We start from the raw sequence: 19,992 nt of genomic DNA on the forward strand, positions 1-19,992 counted from the left end.
TCCGCTTTTCGATGTCTAGCTTCGAAAGCCAGCCACTCGAGCGTTTCAGTTCACGGCAGAAGTCCAAAAACAGACTTCTGGCCGTGCTCTTCCAACGCTTTTCGTGGCTAAACGGCTTTCTCAGCTTTTCGATGTCTAGCTTCGAAAGCCAGCCACTCGAGCGTTTCAGTTCACGGCAGAAGTCCAAAAACAGACTTCTGGCCGTGCTCTTCCAACGCTTTTCGTGGCTAAACGGCTTTCTCAGCTTTTCGTTTTGTCTAGCTTCGGAGCCTACTCGCTCGAGTCGCTTCAGGTCGCTGAAGAAGCCAAAATACGGCTTCTTTCACCGCCCTTCCAGCGCTTGTCGCTCGTGAGCAAGGCTCCTACGCTTTTCTTTATACATCCAAGTTTTTGACGTATTTTGCGTTTTCTTGGATGAAGTCTCTTCTTGGTTCGACTCTTTCTCCCATTAAAATTTCAAAAATTTCATCTGCTTTTATGGCATCGTCTAGGTTTACTTGCAGTAGTGTTCGTGTTTCTGGATTCATCGTTGTTTCCCATAATTGGGATGGATTCATTTCCCCAAGACCTTTGTAGCGTTGATATTCCGGTTTTGGTTTTTCGGGTAGTTCGCGCAGAATGCGTTCTAAGTCCTCTTCTACATAGGCGTATTGCTCTTTTTTTCCCTGGGTTACTTTGTAAAGCGGCGGTTGTGCGATATAAATGTACCCGTGTTCAATGAGAGGGCGCATATACCGATAGAAAAATGTCAATAATAACGTACGAATATGGGCGCCGTCCACGTCCGCATCCGTCATAATAATCACTTTATGGTATCGCGCTTTTGTTATATCAAATTCTTCGCCAATTCCCGTCCCGATGGCAGTAATGATCGTGCGAATTTCATTGTTCGATAAAATTTTATCCAGTCGTGCTTTTTCCACGTTAATGATCTTTCCACGTAATGGTAAAATCGCTTGGAAATGCCGATCTCTTCCTTGTTTTGCAGAACCACCCGCAGAATCCCCTTCCACAATATATAGTTCACTAATGGAAGCGTCCCGGGAAGAACAGTCTGCTAATTTTCCAGGAAGAGAGCTTACTTCTAACGCATTTTTACGTCGCGTTAACTCTCGTGCTTTTTTCGCCGCTTCCCGCGCACGCGACGCCATAAGCCCTTTTTCGACAATTTTTTTCGCTGTGTCAGGGTTTTCCTCGAGAAAACGAGTGAAATGTTCCGTAAATAAAGAATCGGTGATCGTCCGTGCTTCACTGTTACCGAGTTTCGTTTTCGTTTGTCCTTCAAACTGAGGGTCCGGGAGCTTCACTGAAATAATGGCAGTTAACCCTTCACGCACATCATCTCCGATTAAATTAGGATCGTTTTCTTTAAACAGTTGATGACGGCGGGCATAATCGTTAATCGCACGCGTGAGTCCTGATTTAAAACCAACTTCGTGCGTTCCACCTTCGTGGGTGTTAATATTGTTCGCAAAAGAATAAATATTGCTTGTGAACGTAGTATTATATTGCACTGCAATATCTACTTGAATTTCGTCTTTTTCGCTTTCAATAAATATCGGTGTTTCGTGCAACACTTCTTTTTGACGGTTTAAATACGTCACAAAAGAAGCGATCCCACCTTCATAATAGTATTCTACCGGTTCTTTTTCGTCATCGCGTTCATCCGTTAATGTAATTTTTAAACCTTTATTTAAAAAAGCCAATTCACGTAAGCGCTTCGAAAGGACGTCGTATTCAAACTCGACTTCATCAAATATTTCTCTGTCCGGGGTAAAATGAATTTTCGTTCCTTGTTCATCTGTCGTCCCAATCATTTTTAATTCATTTTCGGGGACACCGCGTTGATAACGTTGATAGTAAATGTTGCCATCCCGATGGACTTCCACTTCTAATGACTGAGACAATGCGTTCACAACCGAAGCACCAACACCGTGCAATCCACCGGACACTTTATAGCCACCACCGCCGAACTTACCACCGGCATGAAGTACGGTCATAATAACTTCCACGGCAGGTTTTCCCATTTTTTCATGAATTCCAACCGGGATGCCTCGTCCATTGTCCCGCACGGTGATGCTATTGTCTTTAAGAATAGTGACCCAAATGTGGTCGCAATAACCCGCCATCGCTTCATCGATACTGTTGTCAACAATTTCCCATACTAAATGATGTAGTCCGCGCGAACTAGTCGACCCGATATACATACCAGGTCGTTTGCGGACAGCTTCTAAACCTTCTAAGACTTGTATTTGACTTTCATCGTAAGATTGTTTCTCAATTGACAATGTATTCACCTTCATTTCCATAATCAGGAATCCATGTCGACGTCGTCTTCCTCGAGCGCATCTTCACTGTAATCATCAAACCCTTCCACTGCTTGGGCTCTTCGTTTTAACGTGAGAGAAGAAATTGGTGATAAGTATATTTTATCGACGGTCACTACTACCGATTTCGTCACATCTTCACCGATTTCGACCACATTTTTTTGGTTGTAAGATGATAATAGTTGTTCCGTCGTCGTTTCGTCATTGGAATCATAATTAAGAATGGCGACTACGTCCTTTGAAAGGATCACTTCATCTCCGCCCAAGTGAATAAACATTCGTTCACCTCATTTCATTTTCGTCAACGTGCCTTCTTTGGCATAAAAGGTAGTTGCTTCTTGTAACGTTTGATGTTCAATTCCATCCACACTTGTCGTCGTTACGAATGTTTGCACTTTGCTTTGGATGGCGTTCAGTAAGTGAGTTTGGCGATGGTGATCCAATTCGGATAACACATCATCCAACAATAAAATAGGATATTCGCCAATCGAATCATAAATCAACTCAATTTCTGCCAGTTTCAAAGATAAGGCGACAGTCCGTTGTTGACCTTGCGAGCCGTATACTTGCACTTCTTTTCCGTTTATAAATAACGACATATCATCCCGATGGGGACCAGTTAAAGTTAAACCTCTTCGTATTTCTTGCTGTTTGTCCCGTTCCAATGTTTCTTTCATTCTCTTTTCTATCATCGACAAATCCATCTCTTCTGATACATTACAGGACGGTTGATAGCGAATTGTTAATGTTTCCGATTGTCTTGTAATTTCTTCATGAATCTCTCTACTCCACTTTTCTAACAAGCGTAAAAAAGCAAAGCGACGTTCGATTACTTTCGCTGCTGCCACGCTCAATTGTTCACTTAAAATATCGAGCATGATTTCTTGATCCTCTTGCGGAACTGGAAACATTGATTTTAAGAGCTGGTTTCGTTGCTTTAAAATCCGTTGATAAAGCGAGAGATCATGAAGATATACCGTACTTATTTGCCCTATCCCCATGTCAATAAATCGGCGTCTTAACCGGGGCCCTCCTTTGATCAAATGGAGGTCTTCCGGAGCAAACATCACTACATTCATTGTACCAACAAAATCGCTTAATTTTTGTTGCTCCAAGTGATTTATTTTTGTTTTTTTTCCTTTTGATGAAAGGACGATCCCGAGTGTTGCATGTCCGTTTTTCTTTTCCAGCTCTGCATCTATTACTGCAAAATCTTGATTCCATTGAATAAGTTCTTTGTCATTTGCGGTCCGGTGCGACTTCGCAAAGGCTAGCATATAAATAGCTTCCATCAAATTTGTCTTCCCTTGGGCGTTTTCACCGAGAATAAGGTTCACTTTATTTTCCACTTGTAGATCTAACCGGTCATAATTACGAAATTGTTTGAGACGAAGTGTGCGAATATACAAGTAAATCCCTCTATTTACTCATTGAAGAAACGATATATACATCCGTATCTTCAATCTCGATTTCATCGCCGTCATACAGTTTTCTGCCACGACGATCTTCTCTTTCCCCATTTACTTTGACCATTCGTTCCGCTAAAAAATGTTTCGCCATGCCACCGGTATCAATCAGACCTACTTCTTTTAACATTTGTCCCAACGTAATGTATTCAGTCTGAATCGACAAGGACTTAGCCACCGCCATTCCCCCTATTCATTGCACCCAGTAGCTGGGCACCTGTAAGAAGTAGAAGAGCTTCTACTTCAAATTGGGCAAAGTGAAGCAGAAGGCTCTTCCTCATTTATATCCGAGATGACTTTATCACTCTCTATTTTACTAAACTATTTGAGATAACGCCAATAAAGAAATGGTTGGGGGAAATTTTTATTACTCCTATCATTGGACAACAGTTGACGCCCATCTTCCCATCGGTTTCATAGATGCAATTCGTATTACTTTTGAACGAAAATAAACGGATAATATAAAAGGAAAAAGTTGCCAAAAGAGGGGTTCCTCTTCTGACAACTTCATTGCGTTAGTACGTTCGAACCGGTGAAAAGAGGTGCAACATTTGATCCGTGTCGGTTGGTTGCAATGTAAAAGGACTCATCGCTCCGGTAAAACGAATGTATACATGATCGCTGTCAATCACTTTCAAGGCGTCAATTAAATTTTTTCCGTTAAAAGAAATACGTATTTCTTCCCCTTTAACTTTTTCACAAGTCACTTTTTCCTTCACTTTCCCTATTTCTGAGGAAACGGACATGATTTCTATTTCATTATTTTCCAAAACGCGTAAATGGACAACGTGGTTTTTTATTTCTTTTGATAGGAGAAAAGCTCTTTCTAGCGTAGCAAGCAATTCTTTTCGTGGTAACTCTAAATCGGTTTTTGATTGCTCTGGGATCATCGTTTTCGTTACAGGATAGTTCCCATCAAGGAGTCTTGAATAAAACAGTAAATTTTTTAACTTAAACAACACTTGTGTGTCTGTAATAACAACATCTACCGGATCGTCTGTGTCCGTTAATATTTTATTCAGCTCATTTAAGCTTTTTCCCGGTACGACAATATTGGAAAAAATTAAATCATCAGAAGTTGTTTCAAAAGGCACTTTTCTCATCGCTAATCGGTGACTATCTGTTGCAGTACAGGTTAACACCCCATCTTCTGCTTCAAAGTTGACACCTGTCAACACCGGACGTGTTTCCTGAGTGGACACTGCAAAGACCGTTTGATGAATCATATTTTTTAATATATTTTGTGGCAATTGAAACATTTGCTCTTCTGATAGTTTTGGGAGTACCGGATATTCTTCCGGATCGAGACCATTTAAGTGAAAAACAGCACTTCCGGAACGAATCGTTGTGGCAAATTGTTCTTGAACGAAGATTTCAATTTTATCTCCAGGGAGCTTTCTAACAATGTCTACAAAAAAACGAGCTTGAAGGACGATCCTTCCTTCTTGAAAAATATCTATATATTCATTTTCGTCATCTTCTTTAGGAATAAATGTTTCAATTGAAATGTCTGAATCGCTTCCTGTTAAAGTGATACCCGCAGATGAGACGTCAATTTTCATCCCGGCCAAAATCGGAATGGTCGTTCTGGAAGAGATTGATTTATTGACATGTTGTACATTTTCTACAAAGATGCGTCTATCAACGACAAAATGCATAATCCATCTCCCTTTATAATATATATTTATATTTTTAAGGCAGTAGTAGTAATAGAGGGTGTGAGTGGTGTGGATAACTAACTTCTTTTCCTGATTTCATTAAGTTTTCAACATGTGGATAAATTGTGTATAAAAGTCTATGTTTTCCCGTATTATGTTTGTAACTTGTTCATAATTTCTTGGATTTGTTTCTGGAATTCTGTGTCAGTTTGTAACATTTTAGAGATTTTTTCATGTGCATGAATCACAGTTGTATGGTCTCGTCCCCCAAATTCTTCTCCTATTTTCGGTAAAGAGTTCTCCGTCATTTCTCTTGATAAATACATGGCAATTTGTCTTGGGAAAGCAATCATTTTTGTTCGCTTCTTTGCTTTTAACTCCTCTACTTTCACGTCATAATGGTCCGCGACAACTTGTTGAATGTCCGTAATTGTCAGCTTTTTCGGTTTCGCGCTTGGAATAATATCTTTTAATGCTTCAGCCGCAAGATCTGCGTTCATATCTTGATTAATTAAAGAAGAATAAGCGACGACTCGAATTAAAGCACCTTCTAGTTCACGAATATTTGTATCAATTTGGTTTGCAATATAAAGCATCACTTCATTTGGGATATCTAATTTATCGGCTTTTGCCTTTTTCCGTAAAATCGCGATTCTTGTTTCTAAATCCGGTGGCGTAATATCGGTAATCAAGCCCCATTCGAAGCGAGAACGGAGTCGGTCTTCTAACGTAGGAATTTCCTTTGGCGGGCGATCACTGGAAATAATAATTTGTTTTGATTCTTCATGCAACGCATTAAATGTATGGAAAAATTCTTCTTGTGTCTGTTCTTTTCCCGCTAAAAATTGAATATCATCTATTAAAAGTACATCGACATTTCGATATTTATTGCGAAAATGAATCGCTTTATTATCTCGGATGGCGTTAATAAATTCATTTGTAAATTTTTCTGAGGATAAGTATACAACTTTAGCATCTGGGTTATGCTCGATAACATAATGGCCAATGGCATGCATGAGATGAGTTTTGCCAAGCCCTACTCCTCCATAAATAAACAGAGGATTGTACGCTTTTGCCGGTGCTTCTGCGACTGCTAGGGAGGCAGCATGAGCAAAGCGATTTCCTGAACCAATCACAAATGTGTCAAATGTATATTTGTCATTTAACATACTTTTTGGAACATCTGATTGTCCATTTGTTTCAGACAATTGTTCTTCTTTTGGCTTCGTTGGCGCTTCTTCTGTTTCTTCTTCAATGGCAGGAATAATAAACTTGACGTTTAGTTCCGCACCGGTAATTTCTTTTAAAGCATCTGAAATAAGCAATGTGTAACGATTTTCAAGCCAATCCCGAGCGAATTCATTCGGCGCATGAATAATCATCGTATTATCTTCAATGTCATGGGCTTGGGTTGCTTTTAACCACGTTTCAAAACTCGGCTTACTGACCTTTTTCTTAATATACTCCAACGTTTGCTCCCATAAGTCAGCTATGTTTTCCAACGAGCTGTCCCCCTTTACATTACATTTGTGTGGCAAGTCAGAAAAGGCTTCCATTTTATGTATTGTGTGTAAATGCGGAAGCCTCATAGTAGACATGCATACGATAAAAAGAACACGTTCGTTATATCGTTCAGTCCATTGTGTTATGAAATTATATTAATAAAATTAAGAAGTCCCCACCTTTCACACCTTGTGGATATAGGTATAAAGAACGTGTGGAGAATTATCCACACGACTATCCACACTTGTGGAAAAGTTAGGTTGTGAATATCTGTTATCCAAAAGAAAACATGTATATCATACCAGAAAAAAACCCCGGAAGCAACGATGTTTGAAGAACTTATCCACAAAATCAATACCTTGTGTACGATTATTATACACACTACTATATCATGTGTGTAAGCTGTCGATAACATTGTCGAAAGATGTCATTTAATGAAAAATCTTATCCACACCTGTCGTTAAAAAATCGCTCTTGAAAAAAATTTTTTTGTGTAAAACAAGCCATTGAAAAGCAGTTTTCGGACGAACGGAGACGAGTGGATGGATGAAAAAAATTTGAAAGAGAGAAAGCATACCTACTCAAATTTTCATGTACGTATCCGGATTTCACCTTGACAATCAGATCCGATTCTCTATATAATCAACAAGCAGTATTTCTAAAAAAAGTCCGTTATTATACTCTCGTCATTCCAAAAGACACATCTACTTTTGTGAAAGGTTGATTTAGAGTATAATTAAAAAGATATTTGTTTTTTGTAGGAGGTGTGCAACAATGGGAAAACCAACATATAGCCCAAGTAAACGGAAGCGTAAAAACGTACATGGTTTTCGTAAACGGATGCGTACAAAAAATGGTCGACTCGTTTTGAAAAACCGTCGTCGCAAAGGAAGAAAAGTATTGACTGCGTAAGACCACTGATTTCAGTGGTCTTTTTCCTTATGTATAATGAAAAGTGTTGGGAAAGAACGGACAGAAGTCTTTAATTTGTCTTCTGCCATGTTCTGAAGCGCCCGAGTGACAAGAATGAAACGAAACCTTAAGGGCAACATTTTTCGCGTCTATCAATGGACGGACCGTAGTAATATACATAACTCGCAATCTGGCATCTACAACTTCACATATAATGGGAATGAGAACAAAGGAGGGAGGAAGTGAAAAAAGAATATCGCATTAAGAAAAACCATGAATTTAGTTACATTTTTGAAAAAGGATCGTCTTTTGCGAATCGACAATTTGTCGTCTATACGATCGACAAACCAGGACAAGCCCATTTTCGTGTCGGAATCACCGTCAGTCGCAACATGGGAAATGCAGTTGCAAGAAATCGGATTAAACGTAGAGTAAGAGAAATTATGAGAGAAATTGGAGACGAACTTGTTCAAGAAAGAGATTATGTGATTATTGCTAGAAAGCCTGTTCTGTCCATGTCTTTTGATGAAATGAAAAAAAGTTTGCAGCATGTGATGAAAGTCGGAAACACATACAAAAGGAAAGCAGCCAATCGAAACAAACGGAAAATGAAAAATAAGTAGACATTACAAATGTTTCTTTATTTCTTTCATGCACTCCGTTAAAATAAAGGAAGGTTTGAAAATGATCACCGGTATTGGGTCAAGGAGGAAACAAATGTGTACAAAAAAATAGGTCTGGCAGCCATGTTGATCCTCGTCATGACTGTTATGACGGGCTGTCTTGATATTGATGAGCCAATTACAAAAGAAAGTGAAGGGATTTGGAACTCCTTTTTTGTTTATCCGCTTTCTTGGTTAATCATAACGATCGCGGAAGCAATGTCAGAAAACTATGGTCTTTCTATAATTATCGTTACAATACTTCTACGTATTATCATTCTTCCGCTGATGATCAAACAGACACAAAGTACTCGGGCTATGCAGGAAATTCAACCGGAAATGGAGAAGTTAAGAGAAAAATATAGCGCGAAAGATCAAAAGACACAACAGAAGCTGCAAGAAGAAACGATGAAACTATTTCAAGAGAAAAACATTAACCCATTAGCAGGGTGTTTTCCTATTCTTATTCAAATGCCAATTTTAATCGCATTTTATCACGCCATTATGAGAACGGAAGAAATCGGCGGGCATCAATTTTTATGGTTTGAGTTAGGACAACCTGACTTTATTTTACCATTAATTGCGGGAACAACGACATTTATTCAACAAAAGATGATGATGGTCCAAGACAATCCACAGATGAAAGTGTTGTTGTACATGATGCCGATTATGATTACAGTGTTTGCTTTCTTCTTCCCGTCTGCTTTGGCGCTGTACTGGGTCATTGGTAACTTATTTATGATAGGTCAAACACACTTTATTACTGGTCCTGGAGCGAGAAAGCGAGCGGAAGAAAAAATGGCAGCCAAAACAGGAGGGGCGAAGAAAAAGTGAAGACGGTGAAAGTGACGGGAAAAACGATTGAAGAGGCGCTCGATACTGCATTATCACAATTAAATACAGATCTGAGCAACGTAGAATATACCGTACTAGAACAACCGTCAAAAGGATTTCTCGGCATTATTGGCGCAAAACCTGCTTTATTGGAGGTTTCGTTAAAAGAAGAAGAGGAGATAGAGGAAGAACAACAAGCAAACAATTCGATAGAAAAAGAAGAACAAGGTGCTATGGAAGAGGAAATGGACAAACAGCTTCCAAATCCTACAGAAGAGGCCCATTCATTTCTTTTACAAGTAATTGAAGAAATGAAAGTGGATGTCGATGTTACCGTTCATGAAACGGAAGACGAGCTTTTGTTTCATTTAAGTGGAAAAGATATTGGAGTGATGATTGGGAAACGTGGACGCACTTTAGATTCCCTCCAGTACCTCGTTCATCTCGTCCGCAATCGTTCTGGTGACTCGTATAAACGGGTAATTATCGACGCAGAAAATTACCGACAGAAGCGACAAGAAACGCTAGAAAGACTCGCGGAAAGACTTGCAAATAAAGCAGTGCGAACAGGAGAGAAAGTAGCATTAGAGCCAATGAATGCCCGGGAAAGAAAAATTATTCATACAGCACTTCAATATAGAGAAGATGTCGAGACATATTCAGAAGGGACAGGCGCTCGTCGTCACATTGTCATTCGACCAACATGATGAATCAAAAAGCCGCTTTCCAAATAAGGAGAGCGGTTCTTTTTTTCGTCTGCCTTGAAGAAAAGGACTGACTAAAACCAATATAGTGAAATAAGAAAAGAATCGTTATCATCCGATGATAGTAAAACTATCCACATGTGGATAGTTTTTTTCTTTCTCCCTTTGATGGAATATGGTATTCTGTTAAGTTAGGGGAATAACCTACCTGTTGATAAAAATAGGATTGTGACGAAACAATCATTGACAATAAACAGAGAGATGTGTGGATTGAAAGGGGGTATGAGAAATGGAATTTGACACAATTGCAGCGATTTCCACACCGGTTGGCGAAGGAGCGATTGCAATTGTCCGCATCAGCGGAGAAGATGCGATTTCCATTGCTGATCGAATTTTTTGTGGAAAAGAGTCTTTAACGGAAGTACCGACGCACACGATTCATTATGGATTTTTAGAAGATCCAAAAACAAAAGAGCGAGTAGAAGAAGTCATGGTGTCGGTACTGCGTGCACCAAAAACTTTTACGCGCGAAGATGTGGTCGAGATTAACTGCCACGGGGGAGTTGTTTCGGTGAATCGGGTGTTGCAACTCGTTCTAAGGGAAGGCGCTCGTCTTGCAGAACCCGGAGAATTTACGAAACGCGCTTTTTTGAATGGGAGAATAGATTTATCCCAAGCAGAAGGGGTCATGGATCTGATTCGTGCGAAAACGGATAAAGCGATGAATGTTGCTTTACAACAAGTGGAAGGACGTCTCTCTCACCGTATTCGCCGATTACGTCAAACGTTAATTGAAGCCATTGCCAGTGTGGAAGTGAACATTGATTATCCTGAATATGACGCAGAGTCGGTTACTTTGGCGAAATTGAAAGAACAAGTGATAGACGTGCGCGAAGAAATCGTGCAGTTACTCCGTTCCGCCAGAGAAGGTAAAATTTTGAGAGAAGGGATTCAAACGGCCATTGTTGGGAGACCCAATGTTGGTAAGTCATCGCTCATGAATAGTCTTGTCCAAGAAAATAAAGCAATCGTCACTGACATTCCGGGTACGACCCGAGACGTATTGGAAGAGTACGTCAACATTCGCGGGGTTCCTCTTCGACTTGTTGATACGGCAGGTATTCGCGAGACAGAGGACATTGTTGAAAAAATCGGGGTGGAACGTTCCCATCAAGTGTTAAAAGAAGCGGATCTCGTCTTGCTCGTGTTAAACAGTGCAGAAGAATTAACGAAGGAAGATGAAGCTCTATTTCAAGCAATTGAAGGGCTAGAAGCGATTATTGTGCTGAACAAAATAGATCTCGACCAAAAAATAGAGGAGAAACGAATTCAAGAATTGGCGCAAGGACGCCCAATTATTCGTGCTTCTTTATTAAAAGATGAAGGAATTGACGAATTAGAAGAAGCGATTTCCCGCATCTTTTTCGAACAAGGAGTAGAGACAACGGAAATGAGTTATGTTTCCAATGCCCGTCACATCGGATTATTAGAAAAAGCAAAAGAAGCAATTGATGAGGCATTACACTCTACCGAAATGGAAATGCCGGTAGATGTAGTCCAAATTGATGTGACCCGTGCTTGGGAACTGCTGGGGGAAATTATCGGAGAAAACGTTCATGATGGTCTCTTAGACCAGCTTTTTTCTCAATTTTGTTTAGGAAAATAACAACAATGAAGGAGGTAAAATGGATGCCGAAAAAAGTACCAACTTATGGTGGCGAGTTTGATGTCATTGTTATCGGCGCAGGACATGCGGGAACGGAAGCAGGGCTTGCGGCAGCTCGCATGGGAGCAAAAACGCTCATGCTCACGCTTAATATGGATGCCGTTGCTTTTATGCCATGTAACCCGTCTCTCGGTGGTCCGGCCAAAGGCGTCGTCGTACGGGAAATTGACGCACTCGGCGGTGAAATGGGAAAAAACATTGATAAAACGCACATTCAAATGCGTCTTTTAAACACAGGAAAAGGTCCTGCCGTGCGGGCATTACGAGCACAAGCAGATAAAGCTCTTTATCAAAAAGAAATGAAAAATACGCTGGAGAATCAAGAAAATCTACAGCTTCGCCAAGGACTGGTCGATGAATTAATTGTGGAAGACGGTGTATGTAAAGGAGTATTATTGAATACCGGTTTAGCTTATTACGCAAAAGCAGTCATTGTCACAACAGGAACGTTTTTGCGCGGAACAATTATAATTGGGGATGTTCAATACGAAAGTGGACCAAACAATATGCAACCGTCCATACGACTGGCGGACCACTTAAAAGAACTTGGTTTTGAAATGGAGCGGTTTAAAACGGGCACTCCGCCACGAATTAATGGAAACACGATCGATTACGACAAAACGGAAATTCAACCAGGAGATGAAGAGCCGCGTGCCTTTTCCTTTGAAACGACAAAATATATTACCGATCAACTGCCGTGTTGGCTGACGTACACTTCTCCGGAGACGCACCAAATTATTAACGACAATTTACATCGCTCTCCGATGTACTCCGGTATGATCAAGGGAAATGGTCCACGCTATTGTCCGTCAGTGGAAGATAAAATTGTTCGTTTCCACGACAAACCAAAGCATCAAATTTTTCTTGAGCCTGAAGGAAGAAACACAAAGGAAATGTATGTCCAAGGGCTTTCGACAAGCATGCCGGAAGAAGTGCAATTTCAAATGATTAAGTCCGTTCCGGGCCTTGAAAAAGCCGAAATGATGCGTCCGGGACATGCGATTGAATATGATGCCATCGTTCCTACGCAACTGTGGCCAACTCTTGAAACAAAACGGATCGAAAATTTGTATACCGCCGGACAAATTAACGGGACGTCAGGATATGAAGAAGCGGGAGCACAAGGGATTATGGCTGGAATCAATGCCGTCCGGAAAATCCAAGGAAAAGAAAGTGTCGTTTTAGACCGTTCTGACGGATATATCGGAGTGTTAATTGACGATCTTGTGACAAAAGGAGTCGATGAGCCGTATCGCCTTCTCACATCCCGAGCAGAATATCGTCTATTGCTACGTCACGACAATGCAGATTTACGCTTAACGGAAATTGGTTATAAAGTAGGACTCATTTCAGAAGAACGGTACGAACGTTTCTTACGGAAAAAAGAAGCAATTGAAAAAGAAAAAGCCCGTTTCCAAAATACGATCGTCAAACCAACAGAGGCATTACAAAAAATGTTGCAAGAAAAGAACTCCTCTCCCATGAAAGAAGCTGTCTCGGCTGCTCACTTATTGAAACGCCCAGAACTTCATTATGAGGATGTCGCACGGTTCATTCCATCCGAAGGGCCAGTGTCTCCAGAAGTACAGGAACAAGTTGAGATTCAAATCAAATACGAAGGGTATATTGCAAAACAAATGGAGCAAGTCGAGCGAATGAAGAAGATGGAAGAGAAAAAAATTCCAGAAGATATCGATTATCATCAAATTACAGGGCTTGCCACCGAAGCCCGTTACCAACTATCAAAAGTACGACCACTTTCCGTCGGTCAAGCTTCTCGCGTATCAGGAGTCAACCCATCTGACATTTCCATTTTGCTCGTCTATTTAGAACAAGGCAAACTAGCCCGCAAAAAAGAAGCGTAAAACGAAAAGCTGAGAAAGCCGTTTAGCCGTGACAAGCGCTGGAGTGGCGGTGAAAGAAGCCGTTTTTTGGCTTCTTCAGCGACCCGAAGCGCTCGAACGGCTGACTTTCGAAGCTGGACAAAACGAAAAGCTGAGAAAGCCTTTTAGCCACGAAAAGCGTTGGAAGAGCACGGCCAGAAGTCTGTTTTTGGACTTCTGCCGTGACCTGAAACGCTCGAGTGGCTGACTTTCGAAGCTAGACATCGAAAAGCTGAGAAAGCCGTTTAGCCACGAAAAGCGGAAGCAACCATTTAGGCGCGAAGGCGATGGAAGAACGTGGCAGAAGTCGTTTTTTTAACTTCTGCCACGTTCTGAAGCGCCCAAGCGTTTTTACATAGAAAGCGTAGTCAACCGCTTCACCGCAACACGCGCGCAAGCATTAAAAAATAGATAGGAGGTGACGTGTAATGAGTAAAGAACAGTTTGCTAGTTGGCTAGAAGAAAAGGAGATTACACTGACTTCCAGGATGGAAGAACAATTTGATTTGTATTACCGCTTATTGATAGAGTGGAATAAGCACATGAACTTAACAGGAATTACCGCAGAAGATGAAGTGTATGAAAAACATTTTTTTGACTCGTTAACAGCAGCTTTTCCGATAGATATAATGAAAGTAGAGCATGTCATTGATATTGGAGCGGGAGCGGGTTTTCCAAGTATCCCTTTAAAAATTTGTTTTCCCCATTTATCAGTTGTCATCGTAGACTCATTGAAAAAACGAATCTCCTTTTTGGAGCATTTAGCGAAAGAGTTACATATTGACAATGTCACATTTCTCCACGGGCGAGCAGAAGACATTGCGCGGGACTCTCATCATCGGGATCACTACGATGTAGCTCTTGCCCGGGCAGTGGCACGTATGCCTGTGTTAACAGAATTATGTCTCCCCTTTGTGAAGAAAAATGGTATATTTATTGCATTAAAAGGTGCTTCCGGACAAGTGGAGCAAAAAGAAGCCAATAAAGCTTGCCGTTTGCTTGGGGGAAGGTGGTTAGAGCCTTACGTGACGAAATTACCGAATGAAAAAAGCAATCGCTATATTTTGCGAATGGAAAAAGTAGATGCAACTCCGAAAAAGTACCCAAGAAAAGCAGGAATTCCTGCCAAAAAACCACTTCTTTAGGAGATAAAAATTGGCATGGTGAAATCATTTCACACTTTCTTCATCTATCGAATAAGCAGGAAAACGGCATGGTGATGGAGAATACGTTAGACTGTACTGTAGTACTTAGTAAGGTGGTGTCAGGCAATGAAGCAATCGCTTCAAAAATGGTTTGGCTTTGGTGAACAGGATGACAATAAGGACACAAAAGAAGATGAGATCGTCGAAATTGTACAGCTCCCTGTCGACAAAATTGTAGCCAACCCATTTCAGCCACGTACGATTTTTAATGACGAAAAGATTGCGGAGCTTGCACAATCGATTCGTACCCATGGTTTATTACAGCCAATTACAGTTCGAAAAAAAGATGACAAGTATGAACTTATTGCGGGAGAACGTCGGCTTCGTGCTGCTATTTATTTAGAAATGAAAGAGATACCAGCAATTATTAAAGATTTTAGCGATACAGAAACCGCTTCTCTTGCTTTAATTGAGAATTTACAACGGGAGAATCTGACCGCCATTGAAGAAGCAAGAGCATATAAAGAACTCATTGATATGATTGGTTTAACTCAAGAAAGTCTTGCCCAACGACTTGGGAAAGGTCAATCGACGGTTGCCAATAAATTGCGCCTTCTTCATTTAACAGAGAGTGTCCAACGTGCCTTAGAAGATAGAAAAATTACCGAAAGACATGCACGGGCACTATTAGCGGTGAAAGAGGAAGAAGAACAAAAACGTCTTCTTGAAATCATTCTTGAGCAAGAGCTAAATGTGAAACAGACAGAACAACTGATCAAAGACAGTCAGAAAGAAACACCGAAAAAGAAAAGACCAGTCAAAAAACATTTTTCCCGTGACACTCGTCTTGCGATGAATACGATCCGACAATCGGTGAACATGGTTGAAAAAAGTGGGTTGCGAATTGAAACAGAAGAAGAAGATCAAGGAGACTATTACCAATTTACGATTCGTATTCCGAAAAAATAATCTGCCCGTCAAGATGGCAGATTTATTTTCTATCCAATTCGGGTGGTCATTGTTTCCATGAAATCATGACAAATGAGTGTGAAATAAAGGAAAGTGGGTGTCCAGATGGCAAAAATAATTGCTGTCGCCAACCAAAAAGGTGGGGTTGGTAAAACGACGACTGCTGTTAATATTAGTGCTTCCATGGCTCATATTGGAAAGAAAGTGTTACTTGTTGACATTGATCCTCAAGGAAATGCGACAAGCGGAGCAGGAATTGAAAAAGGAGACGTTGATGAATGTGTCTACAACTTGCTTGTAGAAGACATAAATATTAAACAAATTATTCGTCCTGCCTCCATCGACAATTTAGATGTCGTTCCGGCGACCATCAACTTATCAGGAGCAGAAATTGAACTAGTCCCAACAATTTCTCGTGAAATTCGTTTAAAAAAAGGGTTAAGCGATATTGAAGATGACTATGATTACATTTTTATCGATTGCCCCCCGTCCCTTGGGCTTCTCACCATCAATGCCCTTACCGCGGCAGATTCGGTATTGATACCGGTGCAATGTGAGTATTACGCGTTAGAAGGTTTAAGTCAACTTTTAAATACGATTCGCCTTGTGCAAAAGCATCTCAATCATGACCTTGCCATCGAAGGCGTTCTTTTAACCATGTTAGATGCACGAACAAATCTTGGTTTACAAGTAATTGAAGAAGTGAAAAAATATTTTCGAGAAAAGGTTTTCCAAACAATTATTCCGAGAAATGTAAGATTAGGAGAAGCTCCTAGTCACGGACTCCCAATTATCCTCCACGATGCAAAATCAAGAGGAGCGGAAGTATATTTAGATTTAGCAAAGGAAGTGGTGGCAGGTGGGTAAAGGGTTAGGTAGAGGTTTAAATGCATTTTTCCCTGATGAAATCACCGGAAAAGAGCATACGGTGGAAGAAATTAAAATCAAAGATTTACGACCGAATCCATATCAACCGAGACAGTACTTCACAGAAGAAGCGATAGAAGAATTAAAAGCTTCCATTGAAGAACATGGTGTTTTGCAACCGCTACTCGTGCGAAAAAGTATCAAAGGATATGAAATTGTTGCGGGAGAGAGACGTTTTATTGCCGCAAAAGCAGCACGGCTAAAAACAGTGCCAGCGATTGTGAAAGACTTTTCCGATGAAAAAATGATGGAAGTAGCACTCATAGAAAACTTACAACGAGAAAATTTAAATCCTTTAGAAGAAGCCCGAGCCTACGACAAATTAATGACTTATTTAGGAATTACTCAAGAAGAATTGTCGCGACGCATTGGCAAAAGTCGACCACATATTGCCAACTATTTACGGCTATTGCAATTGCCTGAAGACGTCCAAAAGAAAATTGCAGACAAAACGTTATCGATGGGGCATGGTCGCGCGCTATCCGGGTTGAAAAATAAATCTCTTGCGAAAGACCTTGTTTCCAAAATAGAAAAAGAACATTTAAATGTCCGTCAAACAGAGAAATTGGTGCAACAATGGAATCAAAATGTTTCACGTGAAACAAAGAAAAAAGAAACACCTTCTCCATATATTCAAGAGAAGGAAGAAGATTTACGCGCCTATTTTGGTACTACCGTATCTATTAAACAAGGAAAGAAAAAAGGAAAAATTGAAATCGAATTTATGACCGAAGACGATTTAGAACGAATTCTAGCACTGTTACAACATGATCAAAACTGAATCCAAAAATATTTCCAGTCTCCTCAGACTGGCTTTATTTTTGTTATTTTTTTGATACTTTTTTAAGAACTTTATCAGGAACTAAACGCTGTTTCCTTTTTAATCGCCGATCTGCCAAAATAAATCCTTCAGCAATACAATTAGCAATCGTCATCACGGTATAAAGTCTCGTGTTTTGTAACACAAAATACTCCATCATCCCACTGACATTAACAATCCCTGTCACATGAGCATCTCCGACATGAGGAAGTTGTTTTTTCATTGCAGCACCTGGAATGACAGGACCTTTCGCAAAAGTAATTTTTCCAATATTTTTAAAACGCCCTAAACAAGCATCGATTCCGATAATATAAGGATTGTCGTGCGTTTCTTTAATTTCCATTAATTTTTCATGTAAATTCACAGCATGCACGGGATTTGATAAAGTCCCATACACGAACATATGTTTTAAATTTTCTTTTTCTAATTGATTGCCAATTAATGGACCGAGGGAATCGCCGGTGGAACGATCGGTACCAATACAAACAAGGACAATATCGCGGGAATTTGGTATTTTTTGCAGTTGTTCTGTGAAGTAATTACCGAGCAGGATAGGTGCTTCTGGCTGATCGGAAAACACGTGATAAGAAAAAGGGTAATGATTCTGTGGGAATATTTTTAATTTCATCATAAACGTCTCTCCTTTTTCATAGTAGTCCCAGTATAGGAACCTTTTATTTTTTCTATACGTAGGAAACGAAAGATAGTGCAAAGGGAGAGAGCGATGATTTGGGACGGATTGAAATGGATGTTTTTAATTATTGGGACAACCATCGGCGCTGGCTATGCTTCTGGTCGAGAAATATGGGAATTTTTCGGTCATGAAAGTAGACTGGCTATATTTCTCTTTAGTATTTTATTTAGCATATGCTGTTACACGATTTTAAATGTAAGTTATACGTATAAAACAAGCAATTATTCGGAAGTGTTAAGTAAACTTTTGGGTCCTTGGTTGGCGAAAAGTTACGATGTCATTATTATTTTTTATTTATTTACAACGACAGGAATCATGATTTCCGGTGGAGGAGCCGCGCTGGAATATTTTCAAGTGCCTTTCTTTATTGGTATTTTTTTCATGTGTCTTTTGCTGATGTTTGTTGCTGTCCGTGGCGTCCATGGATTAACGGGATTAAATAGTTTATTAATGCCAATTCTCATTGTTAGTTTAGGTTCGACGCTGTTGTTTTATTTTTGGACAAACTTAGATATCGTTCTTTATACGAGTTGGACAGAGCAACGAAATTGGCCGGCAGCGATCACGTTCACTTCCCTGAATCTCCTTCCTTTAGTTGCTGTTTTGTCGGCAGCAGGAAAGGAAATGAAAAGTAAAACGGAAATATTTGTTGCGAGTATTGGTAGTGCGTTCATTCTTGGTGGGATGTCTTTTTTATACAATGAATCATTGGTCATTTCGGCAGAAGATATTATGTTGTACGAGATCCCCCTCTTTGCCATCATGCAAGATTATCCACATATCATCACTGCTTTTATGGCCATTCTTTTATGGGCTGCTATTTTCACAACTGCCGCTTCTGGTTTATTCGGTCTCTCTAGTCGACTTCAATCTGTCACTTCTCTTCCTTTGTGGTTACTATCCTTGCTACTGCTTTGTAGTATGCTTCCAATGACAAGCTTCGGTTTTTCCCGCTTAATATCTGTTTTATATCCATTATACGGGTTTTTAAATCTCTATTTATTAATTGTTGTGTTACTTCATCCTCTTTTTATCAATAAAAAGCACTAACCTTTTATTGCCAGGTATGAAAAGTTGCGATACGATGAAAGATAGGAAGATATGAGAATTGAGGTGACAAAAATGGCGAAAGATTCATTTTCTCTTCATGACATTGTGGAAATGAAAAAACCGCATCCGTGTGGTGAAAATAGCTGGACGATCATTCGGATGGGAGCAGACATACGAATAAAATGTAACGGTTGTGGACATAGCGTCATGTTACCTCGCCGTGAATTTCGGAAAAAAATAAAAAAAGTCATCGCACACGCTGGTGAAACGAAAGAAGATGAATCTAGGTGATAAAAGAGAATCCCGACGAAAGCGGATTCTCTTTTACTGTATCATAGGAAAATTGTGCTGCTATTAACTTTCGACAAAACGGTGACACCCCATTGACTGAGCGATCAGTATGTTACGAGTATACGACCGAATTTTTGGTTTCGTCTCTTATGACAGGTCGTATGAATCGTTCGCGGACGAATAAACAGTCGTATAAAGATGTAAATGGAAATTTATTAACGTTTTGCATCTTTTTCAAATTTTACCCGCAAAAAGTGTCGTATAAACATTTTCCCGTCGTATGAGCCTTTTATTTATCGGTTCATAGTTCCGCAAATTTTAGGTTATATGGAAATTAAATGGGACCTGTTTTTGCGCGAGTTTTTTTCTTTTCTTGTGTTTCGGCACGCTTATTTCTATAATGATAGAAGCGAAAGTGATG

20 protein-coding genes are annotated in these 19,992 nt (G+C 40.1%); 13 read left to right on the forward strand and 7 right to left on the reverse strand.

What is annotated here, in order from left to right; genetic code table 11:
* The coding region (locus GJS40_RS04480) for a hypothetical protein (RefSeq protein WP_270896487.1) at positions 1 to 353 on the forward strand (353 nt) is incomplete at its 5' end.
* A gap of 21 nt (positions 354 to 374) precedes the next feature.
* Here GJS40_RS04480 and gyrB read toward each other — a convergent pair.
* From gyrB to dnaA, 6 genes are all read right to left on the reverse strand, one after another.
* The gene (gene gyrB / locus GJS40_RS04485) at positions 375 to 2,288 is read right to left on the reverse strand and encodes a DNA topoisomerase (ATP-hydrolyzing) subunit B (RefSeq protein WP_270896489.1); all 1,914 of its coding nucleotides are present in this window, start codon (positions 2,286 to 2,288) and stop codon (positions 375 to 377) included.
* Positions 2,289 to 2,311: 23 nt separating this feature from the next.
* Complete coding sequence (gene remB, locus GJS40_RS04490; RefSeq protein WP_270896491.1) at positions 2,312 to 2,605, reverse strand: extracellular matrix regulator RemB; 294 nt, start codon at positions 2,603 to 2,605, stop codon at positions 2,312 to 2,314.
* Positions 2,606 to 2,614: 9 nt separating this feature from the next.
* Positions 2,615 to 3,736, reverse strand: a complete 1,122-nt coding sequence (gene recF, locus GJS40_RS04495) for a DNA replication/repair protein RecF (RefSeq protein WP_270896493.1) — start codon at positions 3,734 to 3,736, stop codon at positions 2,615 to 2,617.
* A 10-nt stretch (positions 3,737 to 3,746) separates the two neighbouring features.
* Complete coding sequence (gene yaaA / locus GJS40_RS04500; RefSeq protein ID WP_270896495.1) at positions 3,747 to 3,971, reverse strand: S4 domain-containing protein YaaA; 225 nt, start codon at positions 3,969 to 3,971, stop codon at positions 3,747 to 3,749.
* 337 nt (positions 3,972 to 4,308) lie between these two features.
* Entirely contained in the window at positions 4,309 to 5,451 is a 1,143-nt protein-coding gene (gene dnaN / locus GJS40_RS04505) for a DNA polymerase III subunit beta (protein ID WP_270896497.1), read from the reverse strand.
* Positions 5,452 to 5,603: 152 nt separating this feature from the next.
* Positions 5,604 to 6,953, reverse strand: coding sequence for a chromosomal replication initiator protein DnaA (gene dnaA / locus GJS40_RS04510; RefSeq protein ID WP_270896498.1), 1,350 nt, complete (start codon positions 6,951 to 6,953; stop codon positions 5,604 to 5,606).
* A gap of 775 nt (positions 6,954 to 7,728) precedes the next feature.
* Between dnaA and rpmH the strand changes: the two genes are divergently transcribed.
* The 10 genes from rpmH to GJS40_RS04560 all read left to right on the forward strand — a co-directional run bounded on the left by rpmH (position 7,729) and on the right by GJS40_RS04560 (position 17,497).
* On the forward strand, positions 7,729 to 7,866 hold the full coding sequence (rpmH, locus tag GJS40_RS04515) for a 50S ribosomal protein L34 (protein ID WP_270896501.1): 138 nt from the start codon (positions 7,729 to 7,731) through the stop codon (positions 7,864 to 7,866).
* 242 nt (positions 7,867 to 8,108) lie between these two features.
* Entirely contained in the window at positions 8,109 to 8,489 is a 381-nt protein-coding gene (gene rnpA / locus GJS40_RS04520; protein WP_270896503.1) for a ribonuclease P protein component, read from the forward strand.
* A gap of 96 nt (positions 8,490 to 8,585) precedes the next feature.
* Positions 8,586 to 9,362, forward strand: a complete 777-nt coding sequence (gene spoIIIJ / locus GJS40_RS04525; RefSeq protein WP_270896504.1) for a YidC family membrane integrase SpoIIIJ — start codon at positions 8,586 to 8,588, stop codon at positions 9,360 to 9,362.
* A complete protein-coding gene (gene jag / locus GJS40_RS04530; RefSeq protein ID WP_270896505.1) occupies positions 9,359 to 10,069 on the forward strand; it encodes an RNA-binding cell elongation regulator Jag/EloR in 711 nt (236 codons plus the stop codon). The genes spoIIIJ and jag overlap by 4 nt, the downstream gene beginning before the upstream one ends.
* Positions 10,070 to 10,355: 286 nt before the next feature.
* Positions 10,356 to 11,732, forward strand: coding sequence for a tRNA uridine-5-carboxymethylaminomethyl(34) synthesis GTPase MnmE (gene mnmE / locus GJS40_RS04535; protein WP_270896507.1), 1,377 nt, complete (start codon positions 10,356 to 10,358; stop codon positions 11,730 to 11,732).
* A gap of 23 nt (positions 11,733 to 11,755) precedes the next feature.
* Positions 11,756 to 13,657 (forward strand): tRNA uridine-5-carboxymethylaminomethyl(34) synthesis enzyme MnmG, encoded by a 1,902-nt coding sequence (gene mnmG, locus GJS40_RS04540; protein ID WP_270896508.1) that lies wholly within the window; start codon positions 11,756 to 11,758, stop codon positions 13,655 to 13,657.
* A 446-nt stretch (positions 13,658 to 14,103) separates the two neighbouring features.
* On the forward strand, positions 14,104 to 14,820 hold the full coding sequence (rsmG, locus tag GJS40_RS04545; protein WP_270896510.1) for a 16S rRNA (guanine(527)-N(7))-methyltransferase RsmG: 717 nt from the start codon (positions 14,104 to 14,106) through the stop codon (positions 14,818 to 14,820).
* Positions 14,821 to 14,946: 126 nt separating this feature from the next.
* Complete coding sequence (gene noc, locus GJS40_RS04550) at positions 14,947 to 15,789, forward strand: nucleoid occlusion protein (RefSeq protein ID WP_270896512.1); 843 nt, start codon at positions 14,947 to 14,949, stop codon at positions 15,787 to 15,789.
* Positions 15,790 to 15,894: 105 nt separating this feature from the next.
* Positions 15,895 to 16,656 (forward strand): ParA family protein, encoded by a 762-nt coding sequence (locus GJS40_RS04555; protein WP_270896514.1) that lies wholly within the window; start codon positions 15,895 to 15,897, stop codon positions 16,654 to 16,656.
* Positions 16,649 to 17,497: a ParB/RepB/Spo0J family partition protein gene (locus tag GJS40_RS04560; protein ID WP_270896515.1), complete on the forward strand. Its 849-nt coding sequence runs from the start codon at positions 16,649 to 16,651 to the stop codon at positions 17,495 to 17,497. The genes GJS40_RS04555 and GJS40_RS04560 overlap by 8 nt, the downstream gene beginning before the upstream one ends.
* A gap of 43 nt (positions 17,498 to 17,540) precedes the next feature.
* On the opposite strand, the gene yyaC is transcribed toward GJS40_RS04560, so the two are convergent.
* On the reverse strand, positions 17,541 to 18,167 hold the full coding sequence (gene yyaC / locus GJS40_RS04565) for a spore protease YyaC (protein ID WP_270896517.1): 627 nt from the start codon (positions 18,165 to 18,167) through the stop codon (positions 17,541 to 17,543).
* A 96-nt stretch (positions 18,168 to 18,263) separates the two neighbouring features.
* Here yyaC and GJS40_RS04570 point away from each other — a divergent pair, with 96 nt between their 5' ends.
* Both GJS40_RS04570 and GJS40_RS04575 read left to right on the forward strand, forming a co-directional pair.
* A complete protein-coding gene (locus GJS40_RS04570) occupies positions 18,264 to 19,280 on the forward strand; it encodes a YkvI family membrane protein (protein WP_270896543.1) in 1,017 nt (338 codons plus the stop codon).
* 72 nt (positions 19,281 to 19,352) lie between these two features.
* Positions 19,353 to 19,571 (forward strand): DUF951 domain-containing protein, encoded by a 219-nt coding sequence (locus tag GJS40_RS04575; protein ID WP_270896519.1) that lies wholly within the window; start codon positions 19,353 to 19,355, stop codon positions 19,569 to 19,571.
* Positions 19,572 to 19,992: the final 421 nt, after the last annotated feature.

This window comes from Aliibacillus thermotolerans, assembly GCF_027853235.1.
GTDB classification, from domain to species: domain Bacteria; phylum Bacillota; class Bacilli; order Bacillales; family Marinococcaceae; genus Aliibacillus; species Aliibacillus thermotolerans.

What these genes read in the sequence shown, in the direction of transcription:
- remB (WP_270896491.1), bottom strand. Translation starts at nt 2,605, where the DNA reads ATGTTTATTCACTTGGGCGGAGATGAAGTGATCCTTTCAAAGGACGTA.
- dnaN (WP_270896497.1), bottom strand. Translation starts at nt 5,451, where the DNA reads ATGCATTTTGTCGTTGATAGACGCATCTTTGTAGAAAATGTACAACAT.
- rpmH (WP_270896501.1), top strand. Translation starts at nt 7,729, where the DNA reads ATGGGAAAACCAACATATAGCCCAAGTAAACGGAAGCGTAAAAACGTA.
- mnmE (WP_270896507.1), top strand. Translation starts at nt 10,356, where the DNA reads ATGGAATTTGACACAATTGCAGCGATTTCCACACCGGTTGGCGAAGGA.
- mnmG (WP_270896508.1), top strand. Translation starts at nt 11,756, where the DNA reads ATGCCGAAAAAAGTACCAACTTATGGTGGCGAGTTTGATGTCATTGTT.
- rsmG (WP_270896510.1), top strand. Translation starts at nt 14,104, where the DNA reads ATGAGTAAAGAACAGTTTGCTAGTTGGCTAGAAGAAAAGGAGATTACA.
- noc (WP_270896512.1), top strand. Translation starts at nt 14,947, where the DNA reads ATGAAGCAATCGCTTCAAAAATGGTTTGGCTTTGGTGAACAGGATGAC.
- GJS40_RS04555 (WP_270896514.1), top strand. Translation starts at nt 15,895, where the DNA reads ATGGCAAAAATAATTGCTGTCGCCAACCAAAAAGGTGGGGTTGGTAAA.
- yyaC (WP_270896517.1), bottom strand. Translation starts at nt 18,167, where the DNA reads ATGATGAAATTAAAAATATTCCCACAGAATCATTACCCTTTTTCTTAT.
- GJS40_RS04575 (WP_270896519.1), top strand. Translation starts at nt 19,353, where the DNA reads ATGGCGAAAGATTCATTTTCTCTTCATGACATTGTGGAAATGAAAAAA.